The sequence below is a fragment of the Amycolatopsis tolypomycina genome (genome assembly GCF_900105945.1).
Taxonomy (GTDB): domain Bacteria; phylum Actinomycetota; class Actinomycetes; order Mycobacteriales; family Pseudonocardiaceae; genus Amycolatopsis; species Amycolatopsis tolypomycina.
The window spans coordinates 1,307,283-1,327,334 of sequence record NZ_FNSO01000004.1 but is presented as its reverse complement, the minus strand read 5'-3'; the positions used below and the strand labels follow the sequence as shown (position 1 = coordinate 1,327,334).

Annotated in this window: 16 protein-coding genes; 13 read left to right on the top strand and 3 right to left on the bottom strand. The window is 72.6% G+C overall.

Annotation, left to right across the window (positions count from 1 at the left end; all coding sequences use genetic code 11):
* The first annotated feature begins 67 nt into the window (after positions 1-67).
* Positions 68-631, top strand: coding sequence for a DUF3000 domain-containing protein (locus BLW76_RS16800; protein ID WP_167384632.1), 564 nt, complete (start codon positions 68-70; stop codon positions 629-631).
* 90 nt (positions 632-721) lie between these two features.
* Here the strand turns inward: BLW76_RS16800 and BLW76_RS16795 are convergent, their stop codons facing one another.
* Positions 722-1,873 carry an IS481 family transposase gene (locus BLW76_RS16795; RefSeq protein ID WP_091308210.1) on the bottom strand — a complete coding sequence of 384 codons (1,152 nt, stop codon included), beginning with the start codon at positions 1,871-1,873 and terminating at the stop codon, positions 722-724.
* A gap of 885 nt (positions 1,874-2,758) precedes the next feature.
* On the opposite strand from BLW76_RS16795, the gene BLW76_RS16790 reads away from it, so the two are divergent.
* The 3 genes from BLW76_RS16790 (at position 2,759) to BLW76_RS16780 (ending at position 5,946) form a co-directional block, all read left to right on the top strand.
* A complete protein-coding gene (locus tag BLW76_RS16790) occupies positions 2,759-3,475 on the top strand; it encodes a response regulator (protein ID WP_091308207.1) in 717 nt (238 codons plus the stop codon).
* A gap of 98 nt (positions 3,476-3,573) precedes the next feature.
* A complete protein-coding gene (locus BLW76_RS16785) occupies positions 3,574-4,797 on the top strand; it encodes a ribonuclease D (RefSeq protein WP_091308206.1) in 1,224 nt (407 codons plus the stop codon).
* Positions 4,798-4,944: 147 nt separating this feature from the next.
* The gene (locus tag BLW76_RS16780) at positions 4,945-5,946 is read left to right on the top strand and encodes a hypothetical protein (RefSeq protein WP_244170655.1); all 1,002 of its coding nucleotides are present in this window, start codon (positions 4,945-4,947) and stop codon (positions 5,944-5,946) included.
* A 25-nt stretch (positions 5,947-5,971) separates the two neighbouring features.
* Here the strand turns inward: BLW76_RS16780 and BLW76_RS16775 are convergent, their stop codons facing one another.
* Both BLW76_RS16775 and BLW76_RS16770 read right to left on the bottom strand, forming a co-directional pair.
* Entirely contained in the window at positions 5,972-6,997 is a 1,026-nt protein-coding gene (locus BLW76_RS16775) for a tetratricopeptide repeat protein (RefSeq protein ID WP_091308201.1), read from the bottom strand.
* Entirely contained in the window at positions 6,994-7,659 is a 666-nt protein-coding gene (locus tag BLW76_RS16770; RefSeq protein ID WP_091308199.1) for a TetR/AcrR family transcriptional regulator, read from the bottom strand. The genes BLW76_RS16775 and BLW76_RS16770 overlap by 4 nt, the downstream gene beginning before the upstream one ends.
* Positions 7,660-7,834: 175 nt before the next feature.
* Between BLW76_RS16770 and BLW76_RS16765 the strand changes: the two genes are divergently transcribed.
* The 9 genes from BLW76_RS16765 to BLW76_RS16720 are packed head-to-tail and all read left to right on the top strand — an operon-like array spanning position 7,835 to position 20,036.
* Positions 7,835-9,319, top strand: a complete 1,485-nt coding sequence (locus tag BLW76_RS16765) for an amino acid permease (protein WP_091308196.1) — start codon at positions 7,835-7,837, stop codon at positions 9,317-9,319.
* Positions 9,316-10,149, top strand: a complete 834-nt coding sequence (locus BLW76_RS16760) for an urea amidolyase associated protein UAAP1 (protein ID WP_091308193.1) — start codon at positions 9,316-9,318, stop codon at positions 10,147-10,149. Before BLW76_RS16765 ends, BLW76_RS16760 begins: the two co-directional genes overlap by 4 nt.
* Positions 10,146-10,781 (top strand): urea amidolyase associated protein UAAP2, encoded by a 636-nt coding sequence (locus BLW76_RS16755; protein ID WP_091308192.1) that lies wholly within the window; start codon positions 10,146-10,148, stop codon positions 10,779-10,781. The genes BLW76_RS16760 and BLW76_RS16755 overlap by 4 nt, the downstream gene beginning before the upstream one ends.
* Positions 10,778-14,326, top strand: a complete 3,549-nt coding sequence (gene uca / locus BLW76_RS16750; RefSeq protein WP_091308189.1) for an urea carboxylase — start codon at positions 10,778-10,780, stop codon at positions 14,324-14,326. Before BLW76_RS16755 ends, uca begins: the two co-directional genes overlap by 4 nt.
* Complete coding sequence (locus BLW76_RS16745; protein WP_091308186.1) at positions 14,323-15,918, top strand: allophanate hydrolase; 1,596 nt, start codon at positions 14,323-14,325, stop codon at positions 15,916-15,918. The genes uca and BLW76_RS16745 overlap by 4 nt, the downstream gene beginning before the upstream one ends.
* A 31-nt stretch (positions 15,919-15,949) precedes the next feature.
* Positions 15,950-17,134 carry a hypothetical protein gene (locus BLW76_RS16740; RefSeq protein WP_143060633.1) on the top strand — a complete coding sequence of 395 codons (1,185 nt, stop codon included), beginning with the start codon at positions 15,950-15,952 and terminating at the stop codon, positions 17,132-17,134.
* On the top strand, positions 17,131-18,381 hold the full coding sequence (locus tag BLW76_RS49615; RefSeq protein ID WP_244170189.1) for a hypothetical protein: 1,251 nt from the start codon (positions 17,131-17,133) through the stop codon (positions 18,379-18,381). Before BLW76_RS16740 ends, BLW76_RS49615 begins: the two co-directional genes overlap by 4 nt.
* Complete coding sequence (locus BLW76_RS49610) at positions 18,378-19,346, top strand: hypothetical protein (protein ID WP_244170188.1); 969 nt, start codon at positions 18,378-18,380, stop codon at positions 19,344-19,346. The genes BLW76_RS49615 and BLW76_RS49610 overlap by 4 nt, the downstream gene beginning before the upstream one ends.
* 60 nt (positions 19,347-19,406) lie before the next feature.
* Positions 19,407-20,036: a DUF998 domain-containing protein gene (locus BLW76_RS16720; protein ID WP_091308182.1), complete on the top strand. Its 630-nt coding sequence runs from the start codon at positions 19,407-19,409 to the stop codon at positions 20,034-20,036.
* Positions 20,037-20,052 lie beyond the last annotated feature (16 nt).

The window sequence follows — 20,052 nt, the reverse complement described above, 5'->3', positions numbered from 1 at the left end:
CCGCGGCGGGCCCGTTCCTCGGCGCGCCTGCGCCCGCAACAGGCCGTGCCCGCCCTAAAGTCGAAGCGTGACCGCGATGACGCCAGTGCCCGAACTCTTCCGCGAAGCAGTCGCGGCGCTGCAGTCCGTCCGGCCCCGCCGGGAGGTGCTGCTGGAGCCGATGCGCGCCCCGCAGCGGCTCGCGCCGTGGTCGTACGCGGTCAGCTGCGAGGTGTCCGGGCCGGCGGACGTGCTGGCCTCGGGCCGGCTGGTGCTGCTGCACGACCCCGAAGGCCAGGACGGCTGGGACGGCGTGCTCCGGCTCGTCATGTACGTGCGCGCGGAGCTGGACCGCGAGCTGGCGACGGACCCGTTCCTGCCGGCGGTCGGCTGGTCGTGGCTGACCGACGCGCTCGAGGTGTCCGGCGCGAGCTGGAAGGCACTCGGCGGCACGGTGACCGAGACGTCGTCGGCCCGCTTCGGCGACATCTCCGGGCCCGCCCGCACCGACGACCTGGAGCTGCGGGCGTCGTGGACGCCGACGGACGCCGGGCTGCTGCCCCACGGGCAGGCCTTCTGCCAGGTGATGGCGAGCGTCGTGGGCCTGCCGCCGGTCGGCGTGACGCTCTTCGGGCAGCGCCAGGGCTCCTGAGCCACCTTCGCCGGCCACCTGCCCACTCGTGAGTGGCAAGGCGGGTTCTTACCCGCTGTGCTGTCTCAGGACCTCACGGACAGATGTGTCTCAGGACTTGTCGGACAGTTTCTGGTTGGTGAGGCGTTGGTAGCGTACTGATCTGTCGGGGGTGAGCTGGCGGGTGACCGTGTTGTCGATCATGACGGTGACGCGGTCGCCTTGCCAGTAGACGCTGGCGGTGCGTCCGGCCCAGGTGCGTCCCAGCACGATGGAGCAGCCGGAGAACGCGATCACGCCGGTGGCCGAGACGGGTCGGGTGGTCATGCCGCTGGGCCGGTGCGGGCCGGTGCTGGGGGTGGCTTTCGGGCGGGTGTCGTAGCGCTGCTGGGGTGTGTCGCCGTTGAGGCTCTGGTGGCGGCGGTGGTTGTAGATCTGCCGGTACTCGTCGAGCAGGTTCTGCAGTTCGGTGAGGGTGTGGGCGGGTGGCCGGGCGGCGAGCCATTTCTGCAGGGTCTGGTGGGCGCGTTCGTTCTTCCCGCAGGTCTGGGGGTGACGTGGGGTGGCGGCGATGGTGGTGACCCCGAGCGCGGCGAGCAGGCGTTCCAGTTCGACCATCCAGCCGCGGTGGCGGCCGGTGAAGGCCAGCCCGTTGTCGGAGAGGATTCTGACCGGCAGGCCGTAGCCGGCGAACGCTCGTTGCAGGGCGGCCCAGGTGCCGGCGGTGGTTTCACCGGTGGCGGCGCAGGTGCCGACGTCGAGGCGGGAGTGGTCGTCCAGGATCTGGATGATGCAGACGGTGGTGCCGTCGGCGAGGTGGTGTTCCATGCCGTCGATCTGCCAGCAGCCGTTGGGGTCGGCGTAGCTGAACCGCCGCCGGGTCTTGGGGCGTTTGCGTGGCTGGGCCACGATCTGGCCCCGCTCGCGCAGGATCCGGTAGATCGACACCCGGGAGGGCAGCGGGTGGAACCCGGCGTCCTGCAGTCGCCAGCGGATCGAGATCGGCCCGTTGTCCAAGCCTGCCTCGGCCAGTTGCTTGCGGGCCCGCAGCACCGCCTCGACCACCTCCAGCGCGAGCGCGGTGGGGTGATGGTGCGGGGCGGTGCTGCGGCGGATGAACCCGTCGGCGCCCTCGGCGCGGAACCGGGTCACATACCGGTAGAAGGTGTCCCGGGACAGGCCGTGCTCGCGGCAGAACACCGCGACGTTGATCTTCTCCCCGCCCGCGGCCCGAGCGACCGCGGCGACGAACTCAGGATCCATCGCAAACCCTGCTCTGCCCATCGCCGCATGATCGGTACAACCCACCCGATCACAACCCCGACAGGCCGGTCAGTGTCCGTGAGGTCCTGAGACATCAACTGTCCGACAAGTCCTGAGACTCAACAGCGGGTTCTTACCCGCCTTACCCCTCACGACCTGCGGGCGGCTGTCCGGGCGATGTTCCGCAACGAATCGGCAACGGCCTCCTCGCGAACGGGTGCCCCCGGACCCGCAGTTGTACGGATGTGAGCAAAATTCACGTCTGCTGAACACCGTTCACATCGTTACCGGCGCCTGAGCGACCGCCAGGCCCGCCGAACCGGCCGGTCGGCCATCGGGACACCCCCGGCGCCCGCCACGGTCTGCGAGGCCGTTTCACGTCTCCTCGTTCGTGACTCCCCGCGGTCACACACCGCAACAAGATCAAATCGGGCGTCCGGTCGCCGCCGTCACCCCGCGGCGGACACGGACAGTCACAGTTCCCGGCTTCGACAGGCGACGGCGGAGCCGTGCGGCCGAGTTGATCATGCCCCGGCCGGGGCCACATTTCGCGGACTGGGGGAGCCCATCCGGCCCCTCGTCACTAGGCGCACCGGAAGCTGCACGGCCCATCTGCACGGCCATTTGGACGCCGGTAACCACTGTGCATCGTGTTCGCTGGGCTATCCGTTAGCAACCGGCCGTGTACTAGCCCGATCGTGTTACCTCGAACCCACTGAGTGACTGTTCGTTTGAGATAGATACCCATTCGATCCCCCCGCAACGGCCTCAGGACGGCTACAGTGCCTTCGACGACACCACTTTCGGTCTAAAGCTGGCGCGGCTGAACGGCCGAAGGTCCCGGTGCCGGTCGGGGGGCACGACCGACTCCAGGGAGGTAGTGACGTGGCTACCGTCGGCTTATCTCAGGCCGTCCGATCCACGCCAGCCGGCGCGTTGCCGGCGAGCATGGTTCCGCACCCGCGGGAAGAGCTGTTTTCCGTGTTGGTGGTCGATGACCACCCGCTGTTGAGGGAGGCAATCGCAGCAAGACTCGCACAGATGGGTGCGGGCACCGTCCACGAAGCCGCCCCGGTGGCCGAGGCGAGGGCGCGAGCACAGGCCACCGGGCCTTGTGACCTGGCGATCCTCGATCTCGGACTGCCGGACGGCAGCGGCATCGAGCTGGTCACGGAACTCCGTAGCCACGGCTGGCCGCGCGTGGTGGTCCTCGCATCCTCGGACGACCCGTACGCGGTCCGCTCGGCCTTCCAGGCCGGGGCCCAGGCGTACCTGCTGAAGTCCGCGTCGCCGGTCGTGGTGACCGACGGCGTGCGGCGCGTGCTCGAAGGCGGCGTCTACGCCGACCCGAGCGTGGCTCCGGTGCTCGCCACCGGGACCCGCGTCGCGGGCACCGACAACACCCCGCGCGAGCTGTCCGCTCGTGAGGTGGAGGTGCTCCAGCTGGTCGCCGACGGGCAGTCCAACAAGGAGATCGGCGAGGAGCTTTCGCTCTCCGCCCTCACCGTCAAGTCCCACCTGTCCCGGATCGGGCGCAAGCTCGGCACGGGCGACCGGGCCCAGATGGTGGCGCTGGCCATGCGAGCCGGCGTGATCCGCTGACGCAAGCAAACAGCCCTGCGGGGCGGGCAGACCAGGCGCGGTATGCCCGTCCCGTAGGGTCGTCAACCATGGGAAGTGCAGAGGCCGAGGACACCGGGATGGAGATCGAGTCCACGGGCGGCCCTGTGCTGCTACGCGAACCCGCCGAGGGCACGCCCCCGGTGGTCACCGACCCCGCCGCGCTGGCCGAGGCCTGCGCGAAGCTCGCCGCGGGCTCGGGTGCGGTCGCCGTCGACACCGAACGTGCGTCCGGCTACCGCTACTGGCCCAAGGCCTACCTCGTGCAGCTGCGCCGCGAAGGTGCCGGCACGGTGCTGATCGACCCGATCGCGCTGGACGGCGAACTCGAGCCGCTGCGCGAAGTCCTCAACAACCTGGAGTGGGTGCTGCACGCGGCCTCCCAGGACCTCCCCTGCCTCGCCGAGCTGGGCCTGCACCCGGCGGCGCTGTTCGACACCGAGCTGGCCGGCCGGCTGGCGGGCTACGAGCGCGTCGCACTGGGCACGCTGGTCGAGCTCCTGCTGGGGTACACCCTCGAGAAGGGGCACAGCGCGGCCGACTGGTCGAAGCGGCCGCTGCCGGTCGACTGGCTGAACTACGCCGCCCTCGACGTCGAGCTGCTCGTCCAGCTGCGCGAAAAGCTGGAAGCGGAGCTGGGCGCCCAGGGCAAGCTGGAGTGGGCCCGGCAGGAGTTCGAGTTCGTGCGGATGGCCCCGCCACCGCCCCCGCGTGCCGAGCCGTGGCGGCGGACGTCCGGCGTGCACAAGATCCGCAGCCCGCGTGGCCTGGCGGCGGTCCGCGAGCTGTGGCAGGCCCGCGACGAGCTGGCCCGCAAGCGCGACCGCGCGCCGAGCCGCATCCTCCCGGACAGCGCGATCGTGAACGCGGTGACGGCGGACCCGAAGACGGTCGAGGAGCTGCAGGCGCTGCCGGTGTTCAGCGGCCGCGTGCAGCGGAAGTACACGGCGAGCTGGCTGCGCCACCTGCAGGCGGCCCGGGCTTTGCCGGCATCGGAACTGCCGTCACCTTCGCAGCCGACGGACGGCCCGCCCCCGGTGAACCGCTGGGCGGACAAGGACCCGGACGCGGCGGCCCGCCTGTCGGCGGCGCGTACGGCGTTGACGGCGATCGCCGAGGACCGCCGGCTGCCGGTGGAGAACCTGCTACTGCCGGACCTGGTCCGGCGAACCTGCTGGCGGCCACCGGCGGAGACCGATGAGGACTCGGTGGCGGAGGTCCTGCGGGCGGGCGGGGCCCGGCCTTGGCAGGTCGAGCTGACCGTTGCGGTGCTGAGCAAGGCTCTGCAGACGACGGCTTCCTGACGGCCGCCACGGCCGCGGGGCCGGCCCCCGATTCCAGCCTATCGAGAGCTGCCGACGAAAAGCCGGGGTGAGACCGCAGCACAGGCCGAGTTGTGCACATCCCGGGCAAGCTGTGGACTACGCGCGGGGGAGGGAAACGGCTTGGCGGTGTTCGGTTGTGCGGGCTGCGGTGCGGTCCTGACGGCAGCGGTGTCGGAGGTGGCGCTGCCGGTGCACTGGGCCGACACCCACTGGGAGACGCTGCACCCGCCCCTGCTGGAAGCCGGGTCCTTCGCCGTCGACCCCGCACCCGACGGGCCGCCGTGGCGGCAGTTCGACGAGGTCGAGGCGGGCGAGGCTGCGAAGCTCGGGCGCTTCGCGCCGTTCGGTGCCTTGTCCGGCGGGCCGGTGGGCACCGTCCTGCTCGCGCCCGGCGACGTGCACGGCACCCGGCTGATCCTCGAGCGGGCCGCGGGCTACTGCCAGGGGATCGACGGGAGCGACGGACCGAATCTCGCCTGCCTGGGCTGTGCCCTGCCGGTCGGGACGAGGCTGGACGACTGCGGGTGCTGGCAGGTCGTCCGGCTCCTCCCGCAGGCCGTGGTGCGGCTGCCCGCCCCGCCGGAGCGGCCCGTCTCGGACTGGGCTGAGCTACTCGCCACCGGCGCACTGGAACACCGGCTGAGCGCATTCCGAGACATCCCGGCGGGCGTGGCTCTCGCGCACGTGGTGGTGGCGGCCGCGGGCGCGCCGGTCGAGGTGGCGCCCGGACCGGTCGCCGAGCTCTTCGGCCGCTCACTCGACGCGCTGCTGCCCGCCGGGCCGGGCGCGAAGCGGCTCGACCTGGCCGGACCGGGGTTCGGCGAGCCGGCCGCCGACCTGCTGCTGGTGCCGATTCACCCGCAGACCGGAGACCTCTGGCAGCCGCGCGGCGGGGCGGTGCCGGTCCCGCTGGACGCCGGGCTGTGGGCCGAGCTCGCGTTCCCGCCGCACCGGACCCGGCTGCCGGTGAGCGGCGGGCTGCCGGCGGGCGTGGAGCGGGACGATCCGCTGCCACCGCACCCGCTCTGCCCGTTCCAGCCGTCCAGCCACGCGTTCCGGTACACGCTCGCGCGGCTGCCCGCCGTCAGGGAACCGTGGCTGCGGGCGCTCTACGACCGCGGGTACTGACGCGGCACAGCCCCGCCGGCCGGCATCACAAGCCCGCCGCCTCGCGGGCGGCCGCCAACGCCTCTGCCGCCTTCAGCGTGTACGGATGTCCCGCACCCAGCACCGTCTTGAACCCCTCGACCGCGAACTCGTACGTCTCCACCGCCACCGCCCACTTCTCCCGGCGGTAGTGCACCCGAGCCACGGTGGCCAAGGCGTGCAGCAGGACCGGGTGGCCCGGCGGCAAGGGCGCCGCATCCAGCGCGGCCCGCGCGTAGTGCTCCGCGTCCGCCAAGCGGTCCGTCTCCGCCAGTGCCCGGGCCAGCAGCACCCGGGCCTCCCACGTCAGCCGGTCGTCGGGGCCCGGGTGGGTCACCCGGGACGTCACCACCGCCGACGCGAGATCCGCCGCTTCCGCCGCTTCGCCGGCCAGCAGCAAGCCGTACGCCAGCCACATCCGGGCCGCCTCCGGGTCCTCCGTGCCCGCGGCCGGCAGTGCGCGCGTCCGCTCGATCAACGGGCCCGGCGCGCCCAGCTCGGCCTGGATCGTCGCGCGCACGAACGCGGCCTCCTCCGGGGGAACCGCGCGCAACGTCTGCTCGGCCTCGTCGAACCTCGCCAGCTTGACCTGGGCGCGGGCGACGTCGGCGGTGAACCCCAGAGCCCGGAAGGCGTCGATCGCCGCCGCGTACCGGCCCGCGTCGAACAGCGCCGTCGCGATCGCGTACCCGCAGTGCACCACCGCGTCGTGGTCGGGCCCGTGCACATACGCGTAAGCCGCGCGGACCGACGCGAACAGCTCCAGGGCTTCGTCGACCCGGCCGGTCTGCGAACAGCGTGCGGCGATGAGGAACCACGACCCCAGCGTTGCGTGGTGCCGGGCCCCGAACACGCGGGCCTGGTCCGCGACCAGCGCGCGCAGCCAGGCCTCCGTGCCCGGGTCGCGCAGCTCCGCGAGCCGGTCCGCGATCTGGTCGCGCAGGTCGAGCGCCGTCAGGTCGTCCTGGCGGCGACGGCGCTGCAGCTTCGCGCCCAGCCAGGCGATCTCGCCGCGAAGCCGGTCGACGCTCATTCCGCCAGGGCCGCCAGCAGCGTGTGCGCCTCCGCCCGCAGCTCGTCCGACGGGTCACCCAGCCCCACCAGGCGGACCACCCCGTCGGCCCCTTCGCGCACGTGGGCCTCGACGTCCAGCTCCGGGTCGTCCCTGCGGATCACCGCGATGCTCTCCACCAGCCCGAACACCAGGTCCGTCCGGATCCCGACGGCCGCGGGCGCCACGCCCGACGCCGCCACCAGCCGGCCGTACGCCGCCTTCAGCTCCGCGCGTTCGGTGCGGAAACGGGCCAGGTTCGGCGAGCCGACCTCCGGCAGCAGGTACAACGCGCCCAGGTTGTGCCGGGCCCCGCCGAGCAACCCGATGTCCGCGTACGCCAGCGCCCACAGCCGGACCGCCGCCGGGGCCGGGCCGTCGGCCAGCCGGGCCGCCAGTGCCAGCGACGGGCGGACCGTCTCGGCCAGCAGGGCCGCGAGGATGTCTTCCTTCGCCGGGAAGTGGTAGTACAGCGACGCCTGGCGCAGGCCCGCGCGTTCGGCTATCGCTCTCGTCGTCGTCGCCGCGTACCCGGCTCCGGTGAACAGTTCCCCCGCCGCGTCGAGCACGGCCTGGCGCGCGTCCGGCCGGTTGGCCGCCGCTCCGCTCGCCCTCGGCCTGCCGACTCCCGACCCTTTGACCACGGATGTGATCTTGCCAGGTCACAGCGCGCAACACGCGCACGGAGGTGCGGTTACGCCCGGATGTCGTCATTGACGCCGTGTCGATCCCGCCGTTAACGGACCCCTAACACGGCGGAGATCATCGCGAAGCCGCGGAAACCTAATTTCTGTCAAGCGACCGAAACAAGGAGCCCGCATGACGCCACCCGACGAACTCGCCGCCTTCGGTTACCGCCAGGAGCTTCGCCGGTCGCTGGGCGGGTTCTCCGCCTTCGCCGCCGGCTTCTCCTTCGTCTCCATCCTCACCACCGTCTTCCAGCTCTTCGGCTTCGGCTACACCTTCGGCGGCCCGCTCTTCTTCTGGACGTGGCCGGTCGTCCTGGCCGGCCAGGTGCTCGTCGCGCTGGTCTTCGCCGAGCTCGCCGCGCGCTACCCGCTCGCCGGCTCCGTGTACCAGTGGGCGAAACAGCTCAGCAAGGGCTTTCTCGGCTGGCTGGCCGGCTGGATGATGCTCATCGGCTGCATCGTCGCCCTCGCCGCCGCGGCCATCGCGCTCCAGGTCGTGCTGCCGTCGGTGTGGGACGGCTTCCAGCTCGTCGGCGGCGACAGTGCGGTGACGTCGCCGACCGGCGCGGCCAACGCCGTGCTGCTCGGCACCCTGCTGCTCGTCTTCACCACCGCCGTCAACGCCGGCGGCGTCCGGCTGATGGCGCGGATCAACGACGTCGGTGTCGCGGCCGAGCTCCTCGGCGTCGTCGTCCTCATCGCCGGGCTGCTCCTGTTCGCCGTCCGCGGCCCGCAGGTGGTGCTGCACGACGCGCCCGGCACCAGCGCCGGGATCGGCGGCGTGCTCGCTTCGGCGCTCATGGCGGCGTACGTCCTCTACGGCTTCGACACCGCCGCGTCGGTCGCGGAAGAGACGAAGGAGGCGCGCAAGACGGCGCCGCGGGCGGTGCTGCGGGCCGTGCTGGTCTCCGGGATCGGCGGCCTCGCCGTGGTCGTCACCGCGCTGATGGCCGCGCCGAGCCTCACCGACGGGCAGCTCGCCGGCAAGGGTCTGCCGTACGTGATCACCGCCGTCTTCGGCGACACCCTCGGCCGGGTCTTCCTCGCCGACGTCGCGATCGCCGTCGTCGTCTGCACCCTGACCATCCAGACCGGGACGATCCGGCTGATCTACGCGATGGCCCGCGACGGCGCCCTCCCCGCGTCCGCCCGCCTCGCCGGCGTCAGCCCGCGCACCGGGACGCCGGTCGCGCCCGCGCTGCTGTCCGGGGCGCTGGCGATCGGGCTGCTGCTGCTCAACGTCGGCAACCCGACGCTGTTCAGCACGATCACCGGGACGTCGGTGGTGGTCGTCTACCTGGCCTACCTGCTCGTGACCGGCCCCCTGTTGATCAAGCGGCTGCGCGGGGGCTTCCCGGCCGAGCCGGGCCGGTTCTCCCTCGGCCGGTGGGGCGTACCGCTGAACGGAGCAGCCGTTCTGTACGGAATCGGCATGATCGTGAACATCGCCTGGCCGCGTGCGGAGATCTACGATCTCGCCGGTTCGGGCTCCCCCTGGATGCTCTTGTTCCCGATAGAGTTCGTCGGCGGTGCGCTCGTGCTCGGCCGGCTCTGCTGGCTGCGGCTGCGCCCCGCTCCCGCCCTCGAACCCGCGCTCTCGGAAAGGACGCCATGAGCAGCACCGCGACGACCTACGGCGCTCGCGACCACGCCCGCGCCCAGGCAGGCACCGTCGTCGACACGATGCCGTCGATCCCGGCGAGCAGCTGGCCGTCACCGCCCCCCGGGGTCGCCCCCGAGGCGCTGACCTGGGCCGAGACCGTGGCCGGCGGCGGGTACACGCACAAGGTGCTGGCCCGGGGCACGCGGCTGCGGCTGACCGACGTCGACGGCGACGCCTGCGCCCACCTGCTGCTGTTCAACGCCGACCAGCCGTGGGAGCGGCTCAACGTCGCCGACACGGTCAAGGTGCAGTGGAACGCCTACGTCGGCGAGTCGGTGGCGCTGCTGTCGGACCAGGCGCGGGTGCTGGCCACCATCGTCGCGGACTCGAGCGGGAAGCACGACACGCTGTGCGGGACGTCCACTGTGGACGGCAACGCGGAGCGGTACGGCGATGGCTCCCCGCAGGGCCCCGCCCCCGCCGGGCTGCCGCTGTTCACCCTCGCCGCGGCGAAGCACGGCCTTGGCCCGCGGGACCTGCCGCCCAGCCTGTCGTTCTTCCAGGGCGTGCGGGTCCAGCCGGACGGCCGGCTGGAGTTCACCGGGTCCGCGGGCGCGGGCAAGGCCGTCGACCTGCGCATCGAAATCCCGTCGATCGTGCTCGTCGCGAACGTCCCGCACGCGATCGACCCGCGCCCGGACTACACCGTGTCCAAGCTCGAGGTCCTCGCCTGGCGCGACCGGCCGACCACCCCGGACAGTCCGGAGTGGACACACACGCCGGAGGCGCAGCGCGCGTTCGAGAACACCGCCGACTACCTGACCGCACGGGGGATCGCATGAGCACGGCGTACGAGTCCCAGCTGGAAGTCAGCTTCGACGTCCCCGCGCGGGCGCCGTTCTCGACGGTGCTGAAGGCGGGCCAGGAGCTGGCGATCATGGACCTGGGCGGCAACCAGGCCGTCGACTTCCTCTGCTACGACGCGCACGACACCTCGAAGCGCTACAGCGCGGCCGCGACGATCGCCGCGCAGCGCAATATCTTCCTGACCACCGGCAGCGTCCTGCGCACCCAGGAGGGCGCGCCGCTGCTGACCGTCGTCGCCGACACCTGCGGCCGCCACGACACCATCGGCGGCGCGTGCAGCAAGGAGTCCAACAGCCTCCGCTACGGCCAGCACACCCGCTACCAGCACGCCTGCGTCGAGAACTTCCTCATCGAGGGCGCCAAGTGGGGCCTGGGCAAGCGCGACCTGGTCAGCAACGTCAACTGGTACATGAACGTGCCGGTCGAAGAAGACGGCACGCTCGGCATCGTCGACGGCATCTCCGCGCCGGGCCTGGAAGTCCGGCTGCGCGCGGAGACCGACGTGCTGGTGCTCGTCTCGAACTGCCCGCAGATCAACAACCCCTGCAACGGCTTCGACCCGACGCCGGTGCGGATGGTCGTCATCTCCCCCGGAGGCGGCGAGTGAGGCTGCTCGTCGCCAACCGCGGCGAGATCGCGGTCCGGATCCTGCGCAGCGCCAGGGAACTGGGTCTCGAGACCGTCGCGGTGTACTCCGACGCCGACCGCCTCGCCCCGCACGTGCGGCTCGCCGACCGGGCCGTGCGGCTCGGCCCGGCCCCCGCGGCGGAAAGCTACCTGCGGGCCGGCGCGATCATCCAGGCCGCGCTCGACACCAGCTGCGACGCGATCCACCCCGGCTACGGCTTCCTCTCGGAGGACGCGGCGTTCGCGCGTGCCTGCGAAGACGCCAAGATCGCCTTCGCCGGGCCGTCCCCGGAGCACCTGGAGGTGTTCGGCAGCAAGCACACCGCGCGCGAGGCGGCGATCGCGGCGGGCGTGCCGCTGCTGGCCGGCACCGGCCTGCTGTCCGAAGTGGACGAGGCACTCGCGCACGCCGAAGAAATCGGTTACCCGGTGATGCTCAAGGCGACCGGCGGCGGGGGCGGGATCGGGATGCGCGCCTGCGCCTCACCCGACGAGCTGCGCGCCGCCTGGGAGACCGTGCGCAGCGTCGCGGCCAAGAGCTTCGCCAGCTCCGGGGTCTTCCTCGAACGCCTGGTGACGCGCGCGCGGCACGTCGAGGTCCAGGTGTTCGGCGACGGCTTCGGCGAGGTCATGGCCCTGGGCACGCGCGACTGCTCGCTGCAGCGGCGCAACCAGAAGGTCGTCGAGGAGTGCCCGGCGCCCAGCCTGCCCGAGGCCGTCCGCAAGCACCTGGTCGACTCCGCCGTCGCGCTGTGCTCGTCGGTGCGGTACCGCTCGGCGGGCACGGTCGAGTACGTCTACGACGCCGAGCGCGGCGAACCGGCGTTCCTCGAGGTCAACACCCGGCTGCAGGTCGAGCACCCGGTCACCGAGGCGGTCTACGGCGTCGACCTGGTCGCCTGGATGCTGCGGCTCGCCCAGGGCGACCGCGGGATGTTCCGGGCGGTCCCGGTCGCGCGCGGGCACGCCGTCGAGGCACGCGTGTACGCCGAAGACCCGGGCGCCGGGCACCGGCCGAGCGCGGGCCTCGTCACCCGCGTCACGCTGCCCGCCCAGACCCGCGTCGACACGTGGGTCGAGCCGGGCGCGACCGTCACCACGCACTACGACCCCATGCTGGCCAAGGTGATCTGCACCGGCGCCGACCGCGCCGAGGCCTTGGCGAACCTGGCGGAAGCGCTCGCCGCGACCCGGTTCGACGGCGTCCAGACCAACCTGGGCCAGCTGCGGGCCGCGGTGGCCGACGCGGCCTTCGCGGCGGCGACGCACGACACGTCCACTTTGGACGACATCGGGGACGCCGAGCCGCGGATCGACGTCCTGCGCGGCGGGACGATGACGACCGTGCAGGACTGGCCGGGCCGCACCGGGTACTGGGCCGTCGGGGTGCCGCCGAGCGGGCCGATGGACGACCGTTCCCTGCGGCTGGGCAACCTCGCGCTCGGCAACCCGGAGGGCGCACCCGGCCTGGAGTGCACTGTGGACGGTGTCGCGCTGCGCTTCTCGCACGCCACCGAGGTGTGCGTCACCGGGGCACCGGCGACCGTGCTCGTCGACGGTGCCGAAGTTCCCTTGTGGACACCCGTCGAGGTGCCCGCGGGCCGGATCCTCGACGTCCGGGCGTGCACGGCCGGGCTGCGCAGCTACGTCCTGGTGCGCGGCGGCGTCGACGTGCCGGAGTTCCTCGGCAGCGCGGCGACGTTCACGCTGGGGAAGTTCGGCGGGCACGGCGGCCGCGCGCTGGCCGCCGGGGACGTCCTGCGGCCCGGGCCCGCGCCGGCGGACCCGGTTGTCGGACCGGTCGCTCCGGCCGACCGGCCGGAGTTCGCCGCCCACTGGACGATCGGCGCGCTCGAAGGACCGCACGCGGCGCCGGAGTTCTTCACCCCGGAAGACGTCGACACGTTCTACGCCACCGACTGGCAGGTGCACTTCAACTCGGCGCGCACCGGCGTCCGGCTGGTCGGGCCGCGGCCGCAGTGGGCGCGGCCGGACGGCGGCGAGGCGGGCCTGCACCCGTCGAACATCCACGACACGCCGTACGCGATCGGCGCCGTCGACTACACCGGCGACCTGCCGATCCTGCTCGGCCCGGACGGGCCCAGCCTCGGCGGGTTCGTCTGCCCGGCGACGGTCGCCACCGGCGAGCGCTGGAAGCTCGGACAGCTGCGGCCGGGCGACACCGTGCGATTCGTGCCGATCGGCACCGACCACGCGGCGGCGCTGCGGACGCGCCCGGTGTCGGCGCTCGAGCCGAGCCGGCCCGTGCGCGACGACGGCGGCGTCCTCGCGCGGTCGTCCGCGTCGGGCAGCTCGGACTCTTCGGGCGAGCCGTCGGTCACCTACCGCCGCAGCGGCGACGACAACCTGCTCGTCGAGTACGGCGAGATGAAGCTCGACCTCGCCCTGCGGATGCGGGTGCACGCGCTGGCCGAGCGGCTGGCGGCCGAGGGCGTGCCGGGGATCGTGGACCTGACGCCGGGCATCCGGTCGCTGCAGGTGCACGTCGACCCGGACGCGCTGCCGGTCGGCAAGGCGCTCGGGCTGGTCCGCGAGCTGGAGCGCGACCTGCCGCCGACGCACGACCTCGTGGTGCCGAGCCGCAGCGTGCGGCTGCCGCTGTCGTGGGACGACCCGGCCACCCGCGAGGCGATCGAGCGGTACATGACGGGTGTCCGCGACGACGCGCCGTGGTGCCCGTGGAACATCGAGTTCATCCGGCGCGTGAACGGACTGTCCAGTGTGGACGAGGTGTACCGGACGGTGTTCGACGCGGAGTACCTCGTGCTCGGCCTCGGCGACGTCTACCTGGGCGCGCCGGTGGCGACGCCGCTGGACCCGCGCCACCGCCTGGTGACGACGAAGTACAACCCGGCCCGGACGTGGACGGCGGAGAACTCGGTCGGCATCGGCGGCGCGTACCTGTGCATCTACGGCATGGAGGGCCCGGGCGGCTACCAGTTCGTCGGGCGCACGGTCCAGGTGTGGAACAGCTGGCGCGGCGGCGAGCAGCCGTGGAACCTGCGGTTCTTCGACCGGATCTCCTGGTACCCCGTGTCCGCCGAGGAGCTGCTGGACCTGCGGGCGCAGAGCGCGTCCGGAACGCTGGAGCTCGACACCACCGAGGGCACCTTCGCCCTGGCGGACTACCAGAAGTTCCTGGCGGACAACGCCGAGAGCATCGCCGGGTTCCGTGCGACGCAGGCGGCCGCGTTCGACGCGGAGCGGCAGGCGTGGGCGGCGGCGGGCGAGTTCGACCCGAAACCGGAGCCGGTCACCCGGCCGCCGGCGCGGGTCGAGGCACCGCCGGGCGGGCACGTCGTCGAGGCGCCCTTCGCGGCGACGGTGTGGCGGGTCGACGTCACCGCGGGCGAGCGCGTCGAGAACGCGCAGTCGCTGGTGACGCTGGAGGCGATGAAGACGGAGGCGCGGATCCCCGCGCCGGCGAGCGGTGAGGTGGTCGAGGTGCTCGTGTCCCCCGGTGACCAGGTGGCGCCCGGCACGCCGTTGGTGGTGCTCGGATGAGCCTTGTCGAACGAGTGCGGGCCGCGTACCGGCGGATCGAGCGGGTGGACCGGCCGGAGATCTGGATCGACCTCCGGCCGGAAGCCGACGTGCTGGCCGAGGCCGCGGCCCTGTCGGGAAGTGGGTTGCCGCTGTACGGCAAGCTCGTGGCGGTCAAGGGCAACATCGACGTCGCGGGCCTGCCGACGACGGCGGCCTGCCCGGACTACGCGTACAAGCCGGAGGCCGACGCGCCGGTCGTCGCACGGCTGCGGGCGGCGGGTGCTCTGGTGCTCGGCACCACGAATCTCGACCAGTTCGCGACCGGCCTGGTCGGGACGCGCAGCCCGTACGGCGCGGTGCGGAACGCCGTTGACCCGGCGTACGTCTCGGGCGGGTCCAGTTCGGGTTCGGCGGTGGCGGTCGCCCTCGGCATCGTGGACCTGGCCCTCGGCACGGACACCGCCGGTTCGGGCCGGGTGCCGGCGGCGTTCAACGGGATCGTCGGGCTCAAGCCGACCCCGGGCCTGCTGCCGACGGAAGGCGTGGTGCCCGCCTGCGCGAGCATCGACTGCGTCTCGCTGTTCGCGCGGACGGTCGAGGAAGCGTCGTTCGCGCTGACCTGCCTGGCCGAGCCCGCGCAGGTCCACACGGGACGGTTCCGCATCGGCGTGCCTTCCGAGCTGGGCCCCTTGGCTCCGGGCTGGGCCGAGGCGTTCGAGGCGGCCGTCGCGGAGTACGCGGCAGCGGGCGCCGAAGTGACCACAGTGGACATTTCGGCGTTCTTGGAGGCGGCGCAGCTGTTGTACGGCGGCGCGTTCGTCGCCGAGCGGTACACCGCGGTCGGCGAGTTCATCGACACGCACCCGGACGCCGTCGACCCGGTCGTGCGCTCGATCATCGGCCCGGCCCGCGACATCCCCGCGCACCGGCTGTTCGCCGACCAGGCCACCCTGGCGAGCCTGCGGGCGGAGGCGCTGGCCACGCTGGCCGGGGTCGACGCGCTGCTCGTCCCGACGACGACCGAGCACCCGACGCTCGCGGAGGTCGCGGCGGACCCGGTGGCGGTCAACGCCCGGCTGGGCCGGTTCACCAACTCCACCAACCTGTTCGGGCTGTCGGCGTTGGCTGTCCCGGCGGGGACGGTGGCCGGACGCCCGTTCGGCGTGATGTTCCTCGGCGCGCCGCACGACGACCTCAAGCTGGCGGCCCTGGCCGGGCTGCGCCGCGAGCGGATCCCGATCGTCGTGGTCGGCGCGCACCTGCGCGGCCAGCCGCTGAACCACGAGCTGACGTCCCGCGGCGGCCGGTTCGTGTCCGCGGTTTCGACGGCGCCCGCGTACCGGTTGTACGCCTTGGACACGGTCCCGCCGAAGCCCGGGCTGGTGCGGGTGGCGTCGGGAGGCGTGTCGGTGGCCGCGGAGGTGTGGGAGCTGCCGGCGCGGGGTTTCGGCGAGTTCGTGGCCGGAATCCCGGCTCCCCTGGCCATCGGGAAGCTCGAACTCGCGGACGGCACACGGGTTTCCGGTTTCCTCTGTGAGCCGTCGGCAACGGACGGGGCGGAGGACATCTCGGCGAAGGGCGGCTGGCTGGCGCACCTCGGCGTCCGGTAAATGGGTTGCGCGGCCGATCGACACTGAGGTGGTGAAAGCTTCTTCGTGCGGCCATCTCGCACCGGCCGCCGGGGCGCGTGTCTGCGCCCACCTCACCACCGACAACGGACCCGGGTGCTTCCGCGTGCTCACCGGCGTCGCAACCCGATACGACCTGCTGTGCAAGACCTGCGCCGAGGCGGACACCCCGGAGCTGGTCGACGCGTGCACCGGCTGCTTCGAAGGCGACGCCGACCTCGGCTGGCGCGGCAGCCCCGAGATCCTCCGGCGAGACCGGGACCTCGGCGGCACCTGGACGACGCTCGCCGGGGTGCCCGAGCCGCTCGGCGACCGGTGCCTCGCGGCCCTGCCGGACGGCTGGCTTGCCTGGACCGCCGACGGTCTGGTCGCCCTCGACCCGGCGCCCCGGCACGTCGCCACCGTGGACCTCCCGCCGGAATCCCCGCCGGCCGCACCGGCGCTGCACACCACCGCCGACGGCCGGTTCGCCGCCGCGGTCACCGACTACGGCCGGTACGGCACGGTCGTCGACCTCGCCTCGGGCGCGGTGACCCTGGCGCTGGACCGGCAGGACTATGGGAACAGGACGACCCGCTTCCCGGTCGCGTTCCTCGGCCCGCTGGTCGTCGCCGCCACCGACTGGAAATGGCTGGACGCCTTCGACCCGGCCACGAGCCGCCTGCTCACCGAGCGCGTGACGGACTACGACGAGAACCCCGAGCACTACTTCGACTACTTCTTCGGCGCGCTGCTGCCGAGCCCGTCCGGGCGTTCCCTGCTCGTGGACGGCTGGGTCTGGCAGCCCGAGGGGATTCCGCTGGTACTCGACTGCGCGGCCTGGTTCGCCGGCGACCGGCACGCACCCGAGCACGGCCAGGCGCTTGCTTTCCGCGATCCGTGGGACGTACCGATGGCCTGGGTGGACGACGCAACGGTTGCTCTGCAACGGATCGGCGATGACCTGCCGATCGACGGCATCCAGCTCCACGACGCGCGGACCGGGCGCCGCACCGGGATGTTCGCGGGGTCCGCCGGGCGGATGTGGGGACATGGCGGCCTGCTGTACGTGACCACCGACGACGGGTTCGAGGTCTGGGACCCGGCCGAAGGCGCCCGAGTCGGCTTCGCCCCGGGATTTCACCCCCTCGCCCACCGCGACGGCACTTTCGCCGAGCTGCGCGATGATCAGTTGAGAACTTGGACACCGCAAGCATGACCACCCTCCCCTGCGGCCACCCGGGCTCGATCGGCAGCTTGCGCCTCTGTCCGCACCTGGCTGTCGAAGAACCTCCCTCGTCCACCCGCCACCTCACCGGCGTGGGCACCCGCTACGACCTCGTCTGCGGCGAGTGCACCCCGGCCGACCTGGTCGACGTCTGCGCAAGCTGCGCCGACCGGGCCGACCAGCGGAGCTTCCCCTCGGGCTGGCACGGCGAGACCGAGGTCCTCCTGCGAGACCGGGAACTCGGCGGCACGTGGTCGGCACGCCCCTGCCCGGTGCGGCCGCTGAACGACGGCTGCCTGGCGCCCATGCCCGGGCACTGGCTCGCCCTCACCGCGGAGGGCTTCGTGCGGATCACCGACGACGACCAGTGGCTCGTCGGGCCGGTCGAGCTGCCCGAAGAGAACCCCGTGGACATGCGCGACTTCCCCGACCGCCCCCGCCGCAGCCTGCACACCTCCCGCGACGGCCGGTTCGCCGCCGTGGTCTCCGACTACGGCCAGTTCGCCACCGTCGTCGACCTCGACGAGTGGTCGACCGTGCTCCACCTCGACCGGGACTGGAACGACAACGAGCTCACCCGGTACCCGCTGGCCTTCCTCGGCGAAGGCGAAACGGCCAAGGTGGTCGCGGGCACCGACTGGAACCGCCTCGACGTGTTCGCCCTCCCCGGCGGCGAGCTGCTGACCGACCGGGAAACCGCGGCACCGCAGGAGGGTGCGCCGGAACCCGAGCACTACCTCGACTACTTCCAGGGCGCGCTCCAGGTGAGCCCGTCCGAACGATCGCTGGTCGTGGACGGCTGGGTCTGGATGCCCGTGGGTTCCCCGCTGGTCGTGGACGTGGCGGCGTGGCTCGCCGGCGACGTCCACGCGGCCGAGACGGGCCGGCACCTCACCCCCGGTCGCAGCAGCGACTGGGACACCCCGATCGCCTGGCTGGACGACACCACGATCGCCATCCAGCGCATGGGCGCTTCCTGGCAGCGGATGCTCGACGGCGTCGAGCTCTACGACGCGCAGACCGGGCGCCGCACCGGGATGCTCGCCGGGCCGGCCGGACGCATGTGGGGACACGGTGGCCTGCTGTACGTCGCCGCCGAAGCCGGGCTCGAGGTCTGGGACCCGGCCGAAGGCGCCCGGATCGGGTTCGCTGCCGGGTTCCGCCCGACCGCCCACTGCGAAGGCACCTTCGCCGAGCTGCGCGACGACCAGCTCCGGACCTGGACAGCGGAAGCATGAGCACCCCGCCCCGCGGCGGCACGTGGTCGGCACGTGCCTGTCCGGTCCGTCCGCTGAACGACCGGTGCCTCGCGCCCTACCCGGAGGGCTGGCTCGCGCTCACCGCGGAGGGCTTCGTGCGGATCACCGACGACGACCAGTGGCTCATCGGGCCGGTCGTGCTGCCCGAAGAGCGAGACGTCGAGCGGAACGACGGGCCGGACCGGCCGCGCGGCCCCGCCCTGCACGCCTCGCCCGACGGGCGGTTCGCGGCGATCGTCTCGGACTACGGGCAGTACGGCACGGTCGTCGACCTCGACGAGTGGGTCACCGTCCGCCACCTCGACCGCGACTGGAACGACAACGAGTGGACCCGCTTCCCCTTCGCCTTCCTCGACGAGGAGAAGTTCGTTGCCGCCACCGACTGGAACCGTCTCGACGTGTTCGAGTCGGCAACGGGCCGGCTGCTCACCGAACGCACCACGACCCGCGAAGACAACCCCGAGCACTACCTCGGTTACTTCCTGGGCGCACTTCACCCGAGCCCGTCCGGCCGCGCGCTGCTCACCGACGGCTGGGCCTGGCACCCGGTGGGCATCCCGTTGGTGATCGACTGCGCGGCGTGGCTCGCGGGCGACCGGCACGCCCCCGAGCACGGCCGCCACCTCGCCGACCGCGACGACGTCTGGGACACCCCGATCGCCTGGCTGGACGAGCACACCGTCGCTCTCCAGGGCCCCGACGGCGTCGACCTGCGCGAGGCCGCGACCGGGCGCCGCACCGGGATGTTCGCCGGGCCGGCCGGGCGGATGTGGGCCCACGACGGCCTGCTCTACGTGGCCGCCGAAGCCGGGCTCGAGGTCTGGGACCCGGCCGAAGGCGCCCGGATCGAGCTCCTCGAAGGCTTCACGCCGATCGCCCACAACGACGGCACCTTCGCCGAACTGCGTAACGATCAGCTGAGAACTTGGACAACTGCGCGGTAACAAGCCTCACCCGTGGGCACCTCGCCGCCGATCCACCTGAGTGAACCCCCGGAGGCGGCCATGACCACGGCGACCAGATCCCCGCAGCACACCCTCGTCCACTCGTACCTGTTCCTGCGGCGCGCGATCGGCCTCATCGGCCTCGCGCTGCCGTTCGTGCTGATCCTCGGCAAGCAGCTCGTCCAGGGCGGCGACGTCGCCGGCTCGCTCAGCAGCTACTACTACACCGACCTCCGCGACGTCCTCGTCGGCTCGATGTGCGCCGCCGGAGTGTTCCTCCTCGCCTACTACGGCCACGACTCGATCGACAACATCGTCAGCACGGTCGCCGGACTCGGCGCGATCGGGCTCGCGCTGTTCCCGACGACCCCCGACCACGACGTCACGGCGTGGGACCGGACCGCGGGTGTCCTGCACCTCGCGTTCGCGGCCGTGTTCTTCCTCTCCCTCGCCTGCTTCTGCCTGCGGCTGTTCCCCCACGACGGCGAGCAGCCGGAACGGTTCGGCGCGCTCTACCGCGTCTGCGGGGCCGTGATCCTGGCCTGCCTGGTGCTGATCGCCCTGGCGAAGTACCTCGGCCTGACGCCGGACCTGCACCCCGCCCTGTGGCTGGAGGCGATCGCCGTGGAGGCGTTCGGCGTCGCGTGGCTCGTGAAAGGACGGACGCTGGAGCCCAAGAGTGTGCCGTAGCCCACTCGACCGGGCC

What these genes read in the sequence shown, in the direction of transcription:
- BLW76_RS16760 (WP_091308193.1), top strand. Translation starts at nt 9,316, where the DNA reads ATGAGCAGCACCGCGACGACCTACGGCGCTCGCGACCACGCCCGCGCC.
- BLW76_RS49610 (WP_244170188.1), top strand. Translation starts at nt 18,378, where the DNA reads ATGAGCACCCCGCCCCGCGGCGGCACGTGGTCGGCACGTGCCTGTCCG.
- BLW76_RS16745 (WP_091308186.1), top strand. Translation starts at nt 14,323, where the DNA reads ATGAGCCTTGTCGAACGAGTGCGGGCCGCGTACCGGCGGATCGAGCGG.
- BLW76_RS16755 (WP_091308192.1), top strand. Translation starts at nt 10,146, where the DNA reads ATGAGCACGGCGTACGAGTCCCAGCTGGAAGTCAGCTTCGACGTCCCC.
- BLW76_RS16795 (WP_091308210.1), bottom strand. Translation starts at nt 1,873, where the DNA reads ATGGATCCTGAGTTCGTCGCCGCGGTCGCTCGGGCCGCGGGCGGGGAG.
- BLW76_RS49615 (WP_244170189.1), top strand. Translation starts at nt 17,131, where the DNA reads ATGACCACCCTCCCCTGCGGCCACCCGGGCTCGATCGGCAGCTTGCGC.
- BLW76_RS16775 (WP_091308201.1), bottom strand. Translation starts at nt 6,997, where the DNA reads ATGAGCGTCGACCGGCTTCGCGGCGAGATCGCCTGGCTGGGCGCGAAG.
- BLW76_RS16785 (WP_091308206.1), top strand. Translation starts at nt 3,574, where the DNA reads ATGGAGATCGAGTCCACGGGCGGCCCTGTGCTGCTACGCGAACCCGCC.
- BLW76_RS16765 (WP_091308196.1), top strand. Translation starts at nt 7,835, where the DNA reads ATGACGCCACCCGACGAACTCGCCGCCTTCGGTTACCGCCAGGAGCTT.
- BLW76_RS16720 (WP_091308182.1), top strand. Translation starts at nt 19,407, where the DNA reads ATGACCACGGCGACCAGATCCCCGCAGCACACCCTCGTCCACTCGTAC.